The sequence below is a fragment of the Deltaproteobacteria bacterium genome (genome assembly GCA_016235345.1).
Taxonomy (GTDB): domain Bacteria; phylum Desulfobacterota; class Desulfobacteria; order Desulfobacterales; family Desulfatibacillaceae; genus JACRLG01.
The window spans coordinates 1-14,904 of sequence record JACRLG010000018.1 but is presented as its reverse complement, the minus strand read 5'-3'; the positions used below and the strand labels follow the sequence as shown (position 1 = coordinate 14,904).

At 58.2% G+C, this 14,904-nt stretch carries 9 protein-coding genes; 3 read left to right on the top strand and 6 right to left on the bottom strand.

The window, feature by feature from the left end; translation table 11 throughout:
* Window positions 1-44 precede the first annotated feature (44 nt).
* The 6 genes from HZB23_09225 to HZB23_09200 form a co-directional block, all read right to left on the bottom strand.
* Window positions 45-1,871, bottom strand: a complete 1,827-nt coding sequence (locus HZB23_09225) for a hypothetical protein (protein ID MBI5844833.1) — start codon at window positions 1,869-1,871, stop codon at window positions 45-47.
* Between the two features lie 57 nt (window positions 1,872-1,928).
* Window positions 1,929-3,521, bottom strand: coding sequence for a hypothetical protein (locus HZB23_09220; GenBank protein MBI5844832.1), 1,593 nt, complete (start codon window positions 3,519-3,521; stop codon window positions 1,929-1,931).
* Entirely contained in the window at window positions 3,499-6,360 is a 2,862-nt protein-coding gene (locus HZB23_09215; GenBank protein ID MBI5844831.1) for an Hsp70 family protein, read from the bottom strand. Before HZB23_09215 ends, HZB23_09220 begins: the two co-directional genes overlap by 23 nt.
* Window positions 6,361-7,185: 825 nt before the next feature.
* Window positions 7,186-8,103 (bottom strand): 4Fe-4S binding protein, encoded by a 918-nt coding sequence (locus HZB23_09210; protein MBI5844830.1) that lies wholly within the window; start codon window positions 8,101-8,103, stop codon window positions 7,186-7,188.
* Window positions 8,104-8,128: 25 nt separating this feature from the next.
* A complete protein-coding gene (locus tag HZB23_09205) occupies window positions 8,129-9,886 on the bottom strand; it encodes an NAD-dependent epimerase/dehydratase family protein (protein ID MBI5844829.1) in 1,758 nt (585 codons plus the stop codon).
* Between the two features lie 227 nt (window positions 9,887-10,113).
* Window positions 10,114-10,749 (bottom strand): TetR/AcrR family transcriptional regulator, encoded by a 636-nt coding sequence (locus HZB23_09200; GenBank protein MBI5844828.1) that lies wholly within the window; start codon window positions 10,747-10,749, stop codon window positions 10,114-10,116.
* A 564-nt stretch (window positions 10,750-11,313) separates the two neighbouring features.
* On the opposite strand from HZB23_09200, the gene HZB23_09195 reads away from it, so the two are divergent.
* The 3 genes from HZB23_09195 to HZB23_09185 form a co-directional block, all read left to right on the top strand.
* Window positions 11,314-12,603 carry a GMC family oxidoreductase gene (locus HZB23_09195; GenBank protein MBI5844827.1) on the top strand — a complete coding sequence of 430 codons (1,290 nt, stop codon included), beginning with the start codon at window positions 11,314-11,316 and terminating at the stop codon, window positions 12,601-12,603.
* 253 nt (window positions 12,604-12,856) lie between these two features.
* Complete coding sequence (locus HZB23_09190) at window positions 12,857-13,468, top strand: TetR/AcrR family transcriptional regulator (GenBank protein MBI5844826.1); 612 nt, start codon at window positions 12,857-12,859, stop codon at window positions 13,466-13,468.
* 205 nt (window positions 13,469-13,673) lie between these two features.
* Window positions 13,674-14,904: hypothetical protein (locus HZB23_09185; protein ID MBI5844825.1), on the top strand; the 1,231-nt coding region annotated here is incomplete at its 3' end.

The window sequence follows — 14,904 nt, the reverse complement described above, 5'->3', positions numbered from 1 at the left end:
AAACGCCCCTGTCCGGCCTGCCCGCGATCTGCAACGCGCTGGCTCTATGCCCTTGACCTGTTGACTATCACCTCGGCCTGCTGGATGCTTCGCCCGTCCTTGTGGAAAAAGCCGTTGCGCACGACGTCGGTTATGACCCCATCGGGCAGGTCGGTCCGGTTGACGGTGGAGCGCACCACGTGATTTTTGGAATCGAAGCGGGTCTCGCAAAGAACTATGGTTTCCGTCTCCACTCCCGCCCTGGAAAGGACTTCCAGCGCCAGCCACAAGGCCCTTGAAAGATTTGGGGCGTCCTGACCGGGCGAAAGCCGCTGGTGCTCCTTTATCACAAGGTCAGCCACGCCCAGGAAGGATTCGCGCACCCATTTTTCGGGCTTGAACCCGGCTATCACCGGAATCTGGCCGGAATACTGGAAAACGTCCATCTGGTTGAGAAAGGTGTTGATGAGATGATACCTCTCAGGCGTGTTGGGGGTGGCCGCCCTGTCCTCCTCTTTAAGGGCCCTTATGATGGCCTCCAGCACCGCCACGTTCGACTGGTAGACGGCCAGTGCGGCGGATGCGTCCGCGAAGGAGGCGGCAACCGCGCCGCTTTCCGCCAAAAGCTCTGGCAACTCGCTTATGAGCTTTCGGTAAAGCTCCCTGTCGCGGGACTGGACCTCGTTCACCACCACCTCGTAAAGCGCCCGGTTTTTCTCGAAAAAGGACTTGGCGCGGACCTTGAAGAAGCTCTTCTGGGAATTATGGAAGTCTTCCCTGGACCTTGAAACCAGGGCTTCGAGCCTGCCCGATACAGAAGACGCCTCGCGGGCCGCCGCGCTCCTTTCCGCCTCCGCGAAGGCCCTGAGTTGAACGATTTCGGCATAAAGCCCGTCAAGCCTCTCGTTTAGGTCGGCCTCCTGGTTTTTGGTCCACGTCGGCTGTTGCGCCACGGACTGAGCCGGTTCCGGCGCAATGGCGGCGACGGGCGGAGGGGGAACGGCCCCCTGGACGACGTCGGCATTTTCCCGCCCGGAGGACCTGGGAAAGACGCTTTTCCCCACGCGCCTTTCCGCCCTCGAATTTCTCCTGAAATTCCGGTCCGTTTTTCTGCGCCACACAAGGAAACCAGCCGCCGCCGCAACTAAAAGAAAAGCCGCAACTGCGGCCAGGAGCACGGGAAAAGGCATTCCAGTCCGGCCTGCCGGGGCTTCGCTCTTAGGTCCTGTTCCGGCATTCACCGCAACCGCCGGTGCTGTTGCCGTAAGGGCGGCTGGGGCCGCCTGGGCGGAGGAGACCGCCGAGGCTTCCGCCTTTGCCGTGGAAATTCCGGCCAGGATGGCCGTGAATTCATCCATTCTCTTTTTGTACTCTTCGGGTGGAAGCCCTTCCTGCCTGCCGAGCCAGTAACGGCATTTGTCATCATTGCACAGGGTCTTTGAATAAATCCGTTCCTTCAGCGCCTTGTCGCCTTCCAGCCGGTTAAAAAAACTCTCGGTGAATCCTGCGGAAAATTTTTTGAACGCCTCCATGTTGTTGCCGCCATAAAAGCCCGCCTGTATCTCCTGGGCGAATTTGAGAACAGCCTGCTTGATCGCCTTGTCATGGATCACGCTGATAACGTGCTGGGCGACGTTGTCCCCAAGAACACTGGCGTACTCGTCATCCGGCCCGGCGCTTTTTCCCCAGCAGTCACTGAACCTGGCGTCTTTGATGCTGGCGATTATTTCCAACCTGCATTTTTCAAGATCGCCATTCACCACGCTTTGGGCGGCGAATTCCCGGTCCAGCAAGCCGGAAATCTGCCCGCAGTCAATGCAGAAACCGCGCGGAACGAAAAAAACGGGGGAAAGCGCCAGAACCCACGCGAATATGAAAAGCTGCTTTTTCATTTTCGTTTCACTCCGTAACGTTTGTGAAAACAGAGGCTTACAAAGCGATCCTGCTTTTTAGGGAAACAGGAGGGGCGCGCTTGCCTCCCTGCCTGTTCCCAAAACGCCCCCCACGGTTCCGGTCACGCCGGTCACGCCGCCCTTAAGATGAAACGACAGGCCCGCAAAGTATCCGTTTTGGTCGATGGCGGGTGAAGGCGGAAAGAAAAGGCGGGCGAGCACTGGATTCAAGGCCGCCACCGGATGCTCCCCCCAGAGAACCTTGAGGCCGAAGGCCCTGCCGGGATCGGGCAGTCCTTCAAGGCTCCGGTGGATCACAAGGTCCTGGCCCGGTCCCATCGGCATCAGGCGTGCCGGGACCACCGGCAGAACCCCGCCGTGGCCGTTTTCGACGCTTATTCCAAGGCGATGGGCCACGCAAAGATCGAGGTCCGGCTCCCTTTCCTTAAGGCGGAGCATTCGCATGACCCCCGCCGTGGCCCTTTCCCCGCACACTATGGAGCGCACCCTGTAGGGCTCAGGAAGGCCCGCCCCGGAAAGCACGGCCCGGCCAAGGCAGGGGGTCATGAATATCCCATTGTGGGTCACAACCGACCCAAATCGGGCGCTTCCCGCGAAATCCGATACCTTCCCGGAAGCCTCGCCCATCCACCGGGACAGGGTTTCCCCGGAAAGCATCTCCTGCAGGAGGCCGTGGGTGAGGCCAAGGCCCGATGTTTCGGACACCATCGGCGACGACGCGCCGCAGCCCAGGGCGAAAAAGGCGTTGTCGAGCCGCGTCCTGTCGATGATTTCGCCCTGCCCCGCCCTTTTTTCCAGGGACCGGGCCAGGGCGTCGATGAAGGCCCTTGTTCCCAGGCCCGGAAATGCGCCGGAACTCATTATGCCCGCTTCAAGGCGGTTTTTCCCGAAGGAAAATCCCACCACCCTCGCAATCAGGGCGTCCTCGTGGCCGGTCAGAACAAGCACCCTTTCGGTTTCGCCTTCCCCGGCAAAGTGGGCGAAGTTCATGGCAAGGGCAGTGGCGTCGTCCAGAACTGTCACCCTTCCGAACCGCAAGCCGGAGAAAAACGCGGCCATCGCCGAACGCTCGCGGAATCCCGCGTGAGCCGGGACTATCACCGCCACGTCGAGCCCTTCTCTATGCACGTCGTTTCTGTGCAGAAAGGCGAAAAGGGGCTTTGCCGCGAAGGCAAAAAGAGCGCCGATGAAATGTTCCATTGCCCTTGATCCGGAGTCATCCGCCCCGGAAGATTCCAGGAGGGACAAAAGCAGCAAGGGGTCACGGTGAGGCATGTCAAGGCTTTTCGAATCCGCGTCCCAGGCGGCAAGCCATTCCATGTCCTTTAAGGCGTTAGCCGCAGTTTCGGGCAGATGGGCCGAGGCTGCGGCCAGTTTTTGAAGTGACAGATCCCCCGATTCCGCGAATTCCTTTTCGGAGACGTGAAAGTGCGACGACACGAAGCGCCACAGGGCTCCGTTTATATCGAAAACGCAGGGTTCGGGCCTTCCCCCGCCGCGAAGGAGCATGGCGGAAAAGGCCCTGCCCGACCAGTCAACTATGAGCCGGTCGCGGGCCAGGCCCTTTTCCAGCCAGCGGGAAAGAGACTGGCCCGATCGATCCGGGCTATGCAATCCACCTGTCAACATCCTCGAAACGCTCCGTTTCCAAGGGAATCACGCTTCCGTTCACACGGACCGTGTACATCTTGTTTTCGTCGATGTCGAACTCCACCGAAAGCGCGTCACCGGTTTCGGGATCATGCCCGGTGGGTATGGAAACCGTGGCTATGTGCTTCAAATGCCTGTTGCCCCTTATGAGCACGTTGTCGTTTTCCGCCTCGCCCGGAAGGGAGGACCGGAAAAACTTGATCACGCGGGTGTCGCTCAGAATCATGTCCTCGAATTTGTGCTGGTATTTGTTCGGATAGATGGAATTTATGGGCACGATGGGCACGTAGACCTCTCCGAACAGGGAGTCGTCGGCGCAGACGCCGTAGCCGTGCGGAAGCTTCCTGCCCTTGGCCTTGCTGAGATAGACGCCCCGGCTGACGTTGGCGGTTCCGGTGAACTGCGCGCCGTACATCACAGCGCCCTTGGCCACACAGAACTTCAGTTCGTGCTCCTCCAGGATGTCGTTACCTGGGGGAATGGTGGGGAAAATTTCGCTCACCCGGCTCCTGGCCGATTTCATGAGGCTGGAACGGCCCGTGTGAAGGATGTAGTGGATGTCTTGGGGCTTCAAGTCCGAAAGGTGGACCGCGCTTCTGATGACCTCCTCCATCCTCATGAGAACGTCAGAGATCCATCCCTCGAAATCCGTGCGCCTTATGTTGAACCTGAAATTCCTTCCGGCTGCGGCCACGGCCTCGTTGCCGTTCATGCGCAGTATGTAGCCGCCGTCTATGTTGAACTGGGCCTCGCCGCTATTGGAAAGGGCGATCTTGGCGCTTTCCGCCGCGTTCTTCCATGCGGCCCTTGCCGCCAGCACCCTGGCCCAGGACCCTGTCTCGTCCCAGTTGCCGCGCTCCTTGCGCTTTAGGATATCCTCGTACCTGTCGGAGATGAGGGTGGGGTCCATGTCCGGGAACTCCTCGGCGCACTCAGGGAGCACCCTCTTGAATATCCTGTAATCTATGGCGTCTCCGCCTATGTCGTTGTCCCCGTCGTGGCCAAGGGCCTCTATGAACCAGCCGCCCTTTTGAAGACGACTGGCGCAAATCACCACCACGTCCAGGGTTCCGCCGCCGTAGTCAACCACAACGAAGTTGACCCGCTCGCCCCTTTTGAGGCGCTCCGCCAGGTCCCCGCCGCTCCTGGCCAGCTTGGGCACGTAATAGAAGGCCGCAGCCGACGGCTCGTCCAGGATTATGCCGGTGCGGGCCTCTATGCCCAGCTTGTCCTTCAAAAGGCCGTCCAGCCTCCGGGCCACGTCCTGGCGGGTTTCCAGGCCGCAGCCGTCGCAGGCGTTCAGTATGGCCTGAATCTCCCGGTGCTCGAACTTGACAGGAACCGTGACTATGGCCTTTTGCATGTCGTAATATGCCCCGGCCATTTTTATGTGGGCGTCTTCGGCGTAGTCCAGAAGCCGCCGCAATATGCGGGAGGCCAGCTCCTCCGGCTTGAAGTTCCTGCCGAAAAAGGGCCATTCGGTCTTGGCGCCCATTATCCTTTTAATGGAATGCGCGCTCGATTCGGGATGGACAACCGCCTCCTGCACAGCCTGCCTGCCGATGATGTAGTTGTCCGGGCTTCCCCGAAACACGAGAACGCTGGGGATGAGGGCGTCGGAAGGCCCGCCGCCCTCGTCGGGGGCTATGCACACGGCTTCGCCCCTGTCCGGATCGTACACCGCCACCACGGAATTGGTGGTCCCGAAATCGATGCCTATGAAATGAGGGCACTTCAAGGGGGTGACCACGTTGATGTCAACGGGGATTTCAACCGATAGGGACACGTGATCGGCAAGGGCGGTCACCCGGCCCCTTGCCGGCCCTTCTGGAAGGCCTTCGGGCTTCACCATCACCGTGAATTCGTATTTGTCGAAAAAACTTCTGTAATCCGGCCTTTCGCCCGCCTCAAGCGTTTCCCTGCACAAAAGGGTGACTGTGCGGCTCTGGCGGGCCACCGTAAGCCAGGGCTGGTCCGTTTCCAGGGAGTGAATCGTAACGTCGGCGTTTCCGGTGTTTGTAATGGCCACCTTTGCAGGAAACGAGCGCCTGGCGAAGGCTTCGGGAATGACAACGGCGGCTGGCTCGGCTTCAAGGGAAAGGTTCACGATGCCGCCTTTGGCCGGAAGAAACACCGGCTTGTCGAATCCCTCGAAATAAAAGAAAAAGCCCGTTTCGCCCCCTTCGGCCTCGCCCGGAACAAGCCCGGAATCCCAGGCCAGGGCTATTGAAAGCTCCTTTCCTGGCGCAAGGCTGACGGGCGGAGCGAGATTGTCCTTCACCTTCAGGGCCGTCCTTTCGGAAGGCTCCACCCCGCGAAGCACCAGGGGGGCGTTTCCCGCGTTTTTCACCGCCACCTTGAGGACAGTCTCGCCCTCGTTTGCCGCCATACGCCCGAAATCGAGAAAAGCGGGGACAAGTTCCGGCCTGGGGCCTTTTTGAACCACCACCTTCACTGCCCTGGTCTTTTTCGGGTTGTTGTTGACCCTGAAAAAATAGGTAAATTCCCGGCGGCTGACAGACTCGGGAAAAAGCGAGTCGTTGAGCACGAAATGGACGGTTTTCGATTCATTGGCAGGAAGGTTTATAGTGGAAGCCGAATCGAAGGACAGGTAGGGGGCGCTCTCGCCTGTGTCCACGGACAACGTGATGTCATGGGAGGTGACGTTCTTGAGAACGCATTGCCTGGAAAGCGCTATGCCCGAAACAAGCTCGATGGAAGGCGGCAGGGCGTCCAGCTCCATGAACATCTTGCGGCAATGGCCGCAGTAAAGCTCGTCCGCCTTCAAAGTCCACTGGCTGCAGCCGCTGCAAAGCATCGTTCACCCCGCTTGAAACGCTTTTCGTGGAGGATGCCGACTGAAATAAAAACGTGGCTATGAACTTTTTACAGCTCGGTCAAGCGCCCTCACCCGGCCTTCGGCCCCCCTCTCCCAGAGGGCGAGGGTAGGGTTATCTATAGGAACTCAATTCTCCCTCTGGGAGAGGGCCAGGGTGAGGGAAAAATCGGCTCGACGTGCTGAGAATAGTATAAAGCCACAAATAAAAACGTGGCTCTGAACTATTCGCAGCAATGCGGTTTTTCCTGGGAGCGCGGGCGTCCCGCCCGCTTTTGCCGTCCAATGCGGGCGGGACGCCCGCGCTCCCAGGGTGAAAGTTCCCTGTTCATTTCACGGACAAGCTGAAAATTGTTAAGGGCCACAAATAAAAATGATGCGTTGTCTTTGAGGGAATCGATTCACTCTTCAATTCATACTAAATTACGAACGGAAAAACAAATCTTTCAGCATGGCCGGGACACCGGGGAAGATTATCTGTGGGGGGAGCCGGTCGAAACAGTTTATGAATAGCCAAAAGGCCGCGATATCCTTTATGAAACCGGTTTGTTGAAAGGGCTGCATCCCAAAGGGCGGCCCCCTGCCCTCCTTGGAATATTTGCCCCTTCGGGCTCAATGTTTCAAGAAAATTATCGGCGCAGAGGGCCTTGTCGACGTGCTCAACGGTTAAATAAAATCAATGGCGTCCGGGGGCCTTGCCGGTCATTGCCCCACATAAGGGACGTGGCCGGAAAACCCGGGACGCCATCGGTTTTCCAACTGAAATCATGCGGGACGCAAAAACTGTCCCTGCCGGTTCTCCATGAATCAGGCGAGTTTTCTTACGTCCATGGGCAGGCCCTTTTTTTCATCCAGAACCAGGGAGCGCGCGCCCGACGGGCAGGTGGAAACGCAGACCCCGCAGCCCATGCACTTTTCCCACGAAACCGCCGCCTTCCCGTCCAGTGTGCTTGCGCCGAACATGCACCGAGTCACGCATTTGCCGCAGGCGGCGCATTTTTCCGGGTCAACGACACACGCGTACCCGGATGGCGCAAGCTGCCTTATTCCGTGTCTCATGCTCTCGAAGCCCAGGCAGCAGCATTCGCAGCAGTTGCAGATGACGTAGAACTGATCCTTCAGGCAGTCCTTGAAGAAAGCGTTGTGAACCAGCCCCATTTCGTGGAACTCCGAAAGGCGAGTGAGGGCCTCCGCCTGGCTTATCCGCTGGCTGTGCAAAGGCTTGTGCTCCAGAAGGTAATCGGTGAGGGGGCTTCCTATCAGCATGCAGGTCCGGTAAGGCGGGGCCACCTTTTTGCAGGAGTGGTCCGAGCGGGTCTTGCAGCCGCAGGAGGTAAGCACGATGTCCTTGGATGCCGACAGCACGATGTCCCTTGCTCGTGAATATGGGATGATCTTCTCCCCCAGGTCCTGCAGGGGGATGTCCCTGTCGCAGTTTATGACGGCCTTGGCCAGCTCCGGCGTGAGCACCTTGCCGTGGTAGGTCTCCTCCAGCCACTTTGCGCGCCTTGGATTGTTCATGAAAAACCTGCTCAGAAACTTTAAGTAGGTCTCGATCCAGCGCCCGTAAAAAATGGCGTTCACGCTCTCCGGCGAAAGCACCCGGCGGATGCCCATCCATTTCAGGGCCGGAATCGTGGAAGGCAGCAGAAGATGCCAGCGCTCGATCCACATCCAGAACACGAGGACCGCAACGGCGAGTAAAAAGAGCAGAATCCATCCCATCGGAAAAGTCCCTCCGTCCGGCTGTTCATTCAAAATCAACGTAAGATGAAATCCGGTTTTCGACGTCCTTTATGTAGTTTTTGTTGGCGATGGTTATGGATACGGCCCCGTTGGGGCAGGTTCTTTCACAGCGCCCGCATCCCCGGCAGTGGTCGTCGTGCACGGCCCGTCCGTTCACGATGGAGATGGCTTTGAAGCCGCAGGTTTCAAGGCATTTGCCGCAGCCCACGCACTTTTCGGTCACCCTTATTTCCAGGCCCTCTATCCGGGGCATTATGCCATCCAGGTAATCGCCCGGAATGTGCTGAAAGGCGGTCATCATGCAGCAGCAGGGGCAGCAGAAGCAGACGCTCAAAAGCCTGGACTCGTCCGGCGTCAGGAAGATGAAGTTGTCCACCCTGACCTTGCCGGTCATGGGAACAAGCCCCACCTCCACGGCCCTGTCAACGTGCCTGTGTGCCTCCTCTTTGGTCACCCTGCGGGAAACGCCGTGGGGCATCTTGAGGGCCGTGTCGCCCATGAAAAGGCAGCCCACACTCGCGGTGAAATGCTCGCACTTCCCGGCAAGTCGACAGCCGCAGGTGTCCATGATGACGTGGATTTTTGCCCTGTCTATGAAGTCGTGCACCACCTGGGCGGGCATTGCCTCGTTGGCCACCTGTCCAAGGGATTTATTTATGGGCAGGTAGGTCATGGAATTTTTCTCGTGCTTCATCCAGGGGATCATCTCCCGCACTTTCGGCACCTTGCCCAGCCGGAAAATGTTCAGCACTGCCATTGTGGGCTTGATGCGCACGCCGCTTTTAAAAACCCAGGAAAGGGTGGCCTGGATGAAGTTGTCTTTGGCGTCGCGCTTGCGGGAGGCAAGATAGCTCAGAAAGGTCTCTTCGGAGCTGTACCTGGGCTTCCAGCCCGTGGCCGCCTTGAATTTTTCGGAAAGCCCGAAAATGGTGTACTCGGATACGCTGGCCCAGCCGCCGGAGGCGGGGAAAAGCCCGATCATGAAGGCGAGGTTGGCCACCAGGCGCAGAACGGGCGTGGGAAGCGGGATGATCAAGGCCCCGGATTTGGTGAAGCACCACCTTGTGGCCACGGCGTCGTCGGCGGTGACGTTGTAGATTCCTGGAATGTCCTTGGTGTAGGCGAGGTAGAGGGCCTCGCCAAGGTCGTCCTCGTGAATGAACTGGTTGTAGGATTCCCGCCCAAGGGGAAGCGAGGTCACCTTCATCTCCCAGAGCTTCGAGAACATGTTGTTGATCTTCGGCCCGCAGAGAAGGCCCGCGCGGATAACGGTGAGGATGATGTCCGGGTGGCTTTTGAAAAAGTCCGTTACGAAGTTTTCAACGTCCACCTTGCTGGAGTTGTAGTAATTGTCGGCGTTCTTGGCCAGGGGCGATTCCTCGGTGAAGCCCAGTGGGTTATTCTTGTGCGCGCCGTAAACCGTCATGCTGGAGGTGTAGATCACCTTTCGCACCCTGTTTTTCGCGCAGGCCGAAAACACGTTCTTCGAGCCGTTGATGTTGATGTCGAAGGTCTTTTCCTTGTCTTTTATCTCGCCCACCACGAAGGCCAGATGATAGACGGTGTCCACGCCTTTCAGGATGTCCGCGATCTTTTGGCTTCTTATGTCCTCCTTGAAAAACCTCACCTTGTCGAAGCCGCCCTTCCAGGGGGTGACGTCGATGCCTATTATGCTTTCCACCTCCGGGTCGGCCTGGAGCCTGGGCAGGATGGTGGACGCGAAGTAGCTGTTGACTCCGGTGACAGCGACAATTTTTCCCATTTTTCCTCCGAAATATCTGAGAAGTTGATTTCAAAACCTTCATGGCCGCGCCCTTACGTGGCGGGCGGGGCCGTAAAATGCGCTGCGCTGAAAGTCCGTTGAAATAGTTTCGATACGAAGCCTGGATAAAAACCATGAAATGCAAGGAAGGCAAACGGGCGGCGGCGGAGCGTGCTTTATGCACGTGAGTACGACGCCCGCGAAGCCTGACACAGCAGTTCGCGTTTTTAGACAGGCTGCCAGGTTTTCCCACCGAAAGGAATGTGCGAGGCCACAAGACCCCTTATGGCTTCCCTGCATGACTTCCAGACCTTCTCGTCCCCTGAAAGGCCCACATCGATGGCCATCTGCATTCCCAGGCCGTCCACCAGGGCGGTGAGGATGGCGGCCAGACCGTCGAAGCGATAGTCCGGGCCGGGGGCCATTCTGTCGGCCATTTCAAGAAGGCCGGTGCTTACGGCCTCCCGGAAACGTGTGTGAATGTCCTTCAGGAGTTCCTCGGCCACGGGCCCCTGCCGGGAAAGGGTCCAGCTTTCCAGAAAGAGCCGGAAAAACTGCGGGTCGCCTTCCAGTATGGCGCGCATGGACGAGGTCAGGCCGTCGGCAAGCTCGTCCGCGTCGCTGGCACCGGAAAAGCACTCCTGCATGTTTTGAAAGATGCCGTCCATGTTGTGGCGGATCACGCGGGAGAGCATTTCCTCCTTGTTTTTGAAGTAGTAATGGAGAAGTCCCCGGCTCACGCCCGCCTTGGCCGCGATCTCTGTGATGGTGGCCCCCTGGTAGCCCTTTTCGGACAATACTCCTGCAACGGCCTGCATGATGCGGTCGGTTTTTTCCTCCATGAAAAGTTTATTGATTCGCATTGGTTGGACGTCCATCCAACATTGAATCAAAATTTTACGCCCGTCAAGTTTTTTTTGAGAGCTCGCCTTTTAACCGTATTTCAAGAGACTTATCAAAAAATTCGAGCACTGCGGGACATTTGGCCGACAGCTTCGAAAATTTTGGGGCCAAAAACATCCCTCCGAAAGCCGGCGCGGGACAATTTGAGTCATTTTTTACCCAAATTGGGCGCATTACCCGGCCAAATTGGGTCTTTTCGATCCAATTTCCGGGTTTCATCTGAACTGGGCGCACGGGCCTTACCGGAACAGAACCTCATTCCTGAAAAATTTTTCCTGCCAAAAAGCCTTTTTCAACCGGTTGTTCGGAATAAAGGCCACCAGTTGACAGGGCTTTGACTCGAATTCTGACGCAGTGTGGCATCAGGTTTGCAATAAAATTTGCCGAGTGTCAAAACGCGCCGTTTTTTTAAACCGCACGTTCGGAATAAATACCGTATAATTTTCCGGCCTTTCAGCCTGCGGGCCGGAACCTTTTCATAACCTCACCATCACCGGCAAGAGCCATCGAAAGGACAAAAACCAATGCAGCAAAACAGCACCTACGACGCCATAGTGGTGGGCTCAGGCCCCGGCGGGGCTTCGGTGGCCCGCGATCTCGCCAAGGCAGGCAAAAAGGTCCTCATCCTGGAATGGGGGCCCAACGACCCGCTAAAGGGCACCATCGCCCAGGCCGGGGCGCTCATCGGAATGCCCGGAAAGGGCACGCTCTTCACCTACGGCGGTCTTGCCATGGTGCGGGGAATCACCAACGGCGGCTCGTCGGTGTTCTACTACGGCACGGCCTTCGATCCCCCCTATGACACCTTCAAAAAATACGGCGTGGACTTGAAGGACGATGTGGCCGAAGTGCGCGCTGAGCTTCCCATCGCCCCGCTTTCCGATCATCTCATGGGGCCCATGGCGAAACGCATCATGGAGTCGGCCCGGTCCCTTGGCTACAACTGGAACAAGCTCGACAAGTACTGCTTCCAGGACAAGTGCCGCGCAAACTGCGACAAGTGCAACCTGGGCTGCCCTTACGGGGCCAAGTGGACCAGCCGCTTCTGGATCGACGAGGCCGTGGCCGCAGGCGCGACATTCACCGCCAACGCCCGCGTGAGCCGGGTGATCTCCAACGGCACCTCGGCCCAGGGAGTCGTCTTTTCCCACAAATGGGCGGAACACCAGGCCTTCGCGCCCATAGTGGTCCTCTCGGCTGGCGGCATCGGAACCCCCGTGGTGCTGCGCGCCTCCGGCATAACCAACTGCGGAGACAACTTCTTCTACGATCCCCTCATCTGCGTTTACGGCACGGTCCCGGAAAAGATGGGCGGCAAGGAGTTCCCCATGGCCGCCGGAGCTCACATTTCGGACGAGGGATACCTCATGACCGACATGACGGTGCCCCAGGTGCTCTATCAGGCATTCGCCGCTGAGGTTGGCCGCTTCGACCGCCTGCACGTCCACAGCCGCACCCTTGCCATCATGGTGAAAGCCAAAGACAGCCTGGGCGGGCGTCTCACCAACTCGGGAGGCGTTCGGAAGAGCCTTAAGGACTCGGACAAGCAAAGCCTCCTCAAAGGTTATGAGCGCGCCAAGGGGATTTTGAAAAACGCCGGAGCCACCAACCTTTTCAAAAGCTGGTACGTGGCGGCCCACCCGGGCGGAACCGCCAAGATCGGCGAGGTGGTGGACTCGAACCTAGAAACGAAGATCAAGAACCTTTACGTGTGCGACTGCGCCGTGATCCCCGAAGCCTGGGGCCTGCCGCCCTCGCTCACCCTGCTGGCCCTTGGCCGCCGCCTGGGCAGGCACCTGAACTCCAAGGGTTAAGGGTTTTAATTCCTGATCGGAAACCCTCACCCGGAGGATGTGGGCCGTGGTGAGGGCGGGCGAAGCCTGACACAGCATCCGGCGATTTCAAAAAATCAGGTGGCGATTTCATCGCAAGCCTAGACGCCCTGGCTTTCTGAGATCGCCGCAGGCAAGGAAGGCAAGAAGGGCGTGAAGGAGCGTACGCTTTTGTACGTGACTGAACGAACTCTCGACGCCTGACGCAGCATCCGACGATCTCAGAAAGCCAGGTATGCCGAAGATTGTGGATCATAATTTGCATCGAGAGCTTCTCCTGGACCGGTGCTTCGACCTTTTCGCGGAAAAGGGCTTCGTTAGCGTCACCTTGCGCGACATCGCCAAGGAGCTGGACGTCTCCACCGGGGCCCTCTACCACTATTTCCCCAGCAAGCAGGCGATACTGGAGCAGATGCTGATTCACAAGGGGTCGAAAGACGTGGCCGAGGCAACAAGGCGAATGGCGGACACCGGCTCCTTCGAGGAAAGGCTCAGAATTTTTTTCAGCTACTTCGTGGACTCCGAGGCCCACTTCAAGAGGCTTCTTCTGGTGTCTCTGGATTTTCTGCGCAACACGCGAACCGAGGAGGCGAAGAGGCTCGTAAACCGCTGGAGCGAGTTCTACCTTTCAAACATGCAGCAGTACCTTTCCATCCCCAAGGAAATCGCCCAGTTGATCATGGTGTTTTTCAACGGCATCGTCTACCAGGCCATGCTTTTTCCCGAAACCATCTCCACCAGGGAGCAGATGGATGTTTTTTCCGAAATCCTGCTTGCCTATCTGCGGGAGCACCAGAACCCGGCCAACAGGCTTTGCCGGAGGTGCCCCTTTGTAACCGACAGGTAAGCCCGGATAAAAACGCGAACTGCTGCGTTGCGCTTCGCCTCGAGGCTCGGTCACGTACAAAAGCGTACGCTCCCTCGCCACTCGCTCGCGCGCCTTGCATTTCATCGTTTTTATCCAGGCTTACGGGTTGTTAACGGCGTGACCGGCATCGAGACATTCAGCGGGCATCCATAAAAATGATCACCACAAGTATACGGAGAGACCAGTGACACTTAAAGCGAAAGAATCGCCCGTCAACGGGCTGGCAGTGCTGGCCGAAAAACTGGCGGCCAGGGTGGGGGCGTCGAGGGAGGTCCTGGAGCTTTCGGGAACCCTGCTGCCCAGGCTCCTGAGGCGCTGGGCCGGGGATACGTCCTGGAAGCGTATGGTGGCGAGGCCAGTTGCAAGAACCATCAACAAGGCCGCCACCTGCCCCGCCAACATCGGTTCCGCCGAGCCCTTGAGTTCGGTGCTGTCCGACAAGGAACTGGTGCGGCTCCTGGCCCAAAACACCCCGGTTATACTAAACGCTGCGGCTGAGGCCATGAGCGGCTTTTTCAGCGCCGTGGACGACCTGCCCGCCGGAGAGCGGGAACAACTCGTGGGAACGGTGCTGGGCGGCCTCAATTACGCCTCGGTGGGCGAGATGCTCACCACCTGCGCCCGGATGGTGAACGAGGTCCACGAGACCAACCCCACCTTTCTTTCGGACCGGCTGATTCCCGCCCTTGTGGCGATGATCGAAAAGACGGATTTCGGCGAGCTTGACGACTTCTACTTCAAGAGCACCGCAGACATAGCGGCCCTTGCAGGGGCTTTAACCGACACCCTCATGAAGCACCCTGCTAAGATGGTGTGCCTGATGGGCCTTGGGCCCGGAATCGTCAACCTCATAGTGGCGGTGGCGGGCCAGAGCCTAGGAAAGGCCAATACCCTGGCAGCCGACATCTTAACGGAAATCCTTTTGTCTCTGACCAACGACATTGACGGAAAGGCCGTGGGGGAGCTTCTCAACCAGCTTTTCGAGGTGGTGAGAAAAATTCACACCGGCTCGGCCCTTCTGGGGCCTCCGGGCAGGCCCGAACTCACCACGCTATTGATTAAAAAATTCGGCCAGATCGGCAGTTCCATCGATCCGAATCTCCTGTGGAAAACCCGCATGGCTTTCACCGAACTGATGGAAGCCCGCCTAACGGCCCGGATCGAGCTTCTGCGGGAAAACCCGGAGCTTTTCAGCCAGCGCCTGCGGGAAAAACCGAGCCTCGGAAACGCCCACATCCGCACCATGCGCAAAAGCGCGGAGCTTGCGGACGAGTTCGACGACGAGTTTTTAAGCGGCGCGGTTGAGGAGGGGTTCCGGCAGATAGACGCAAAATCTTTGGCCGACACCATAAACGTATATTGCCGCATAGCAAACCGGGTGCGGGAAACCAGGCCGAAGTTCCTCACGGACCTTT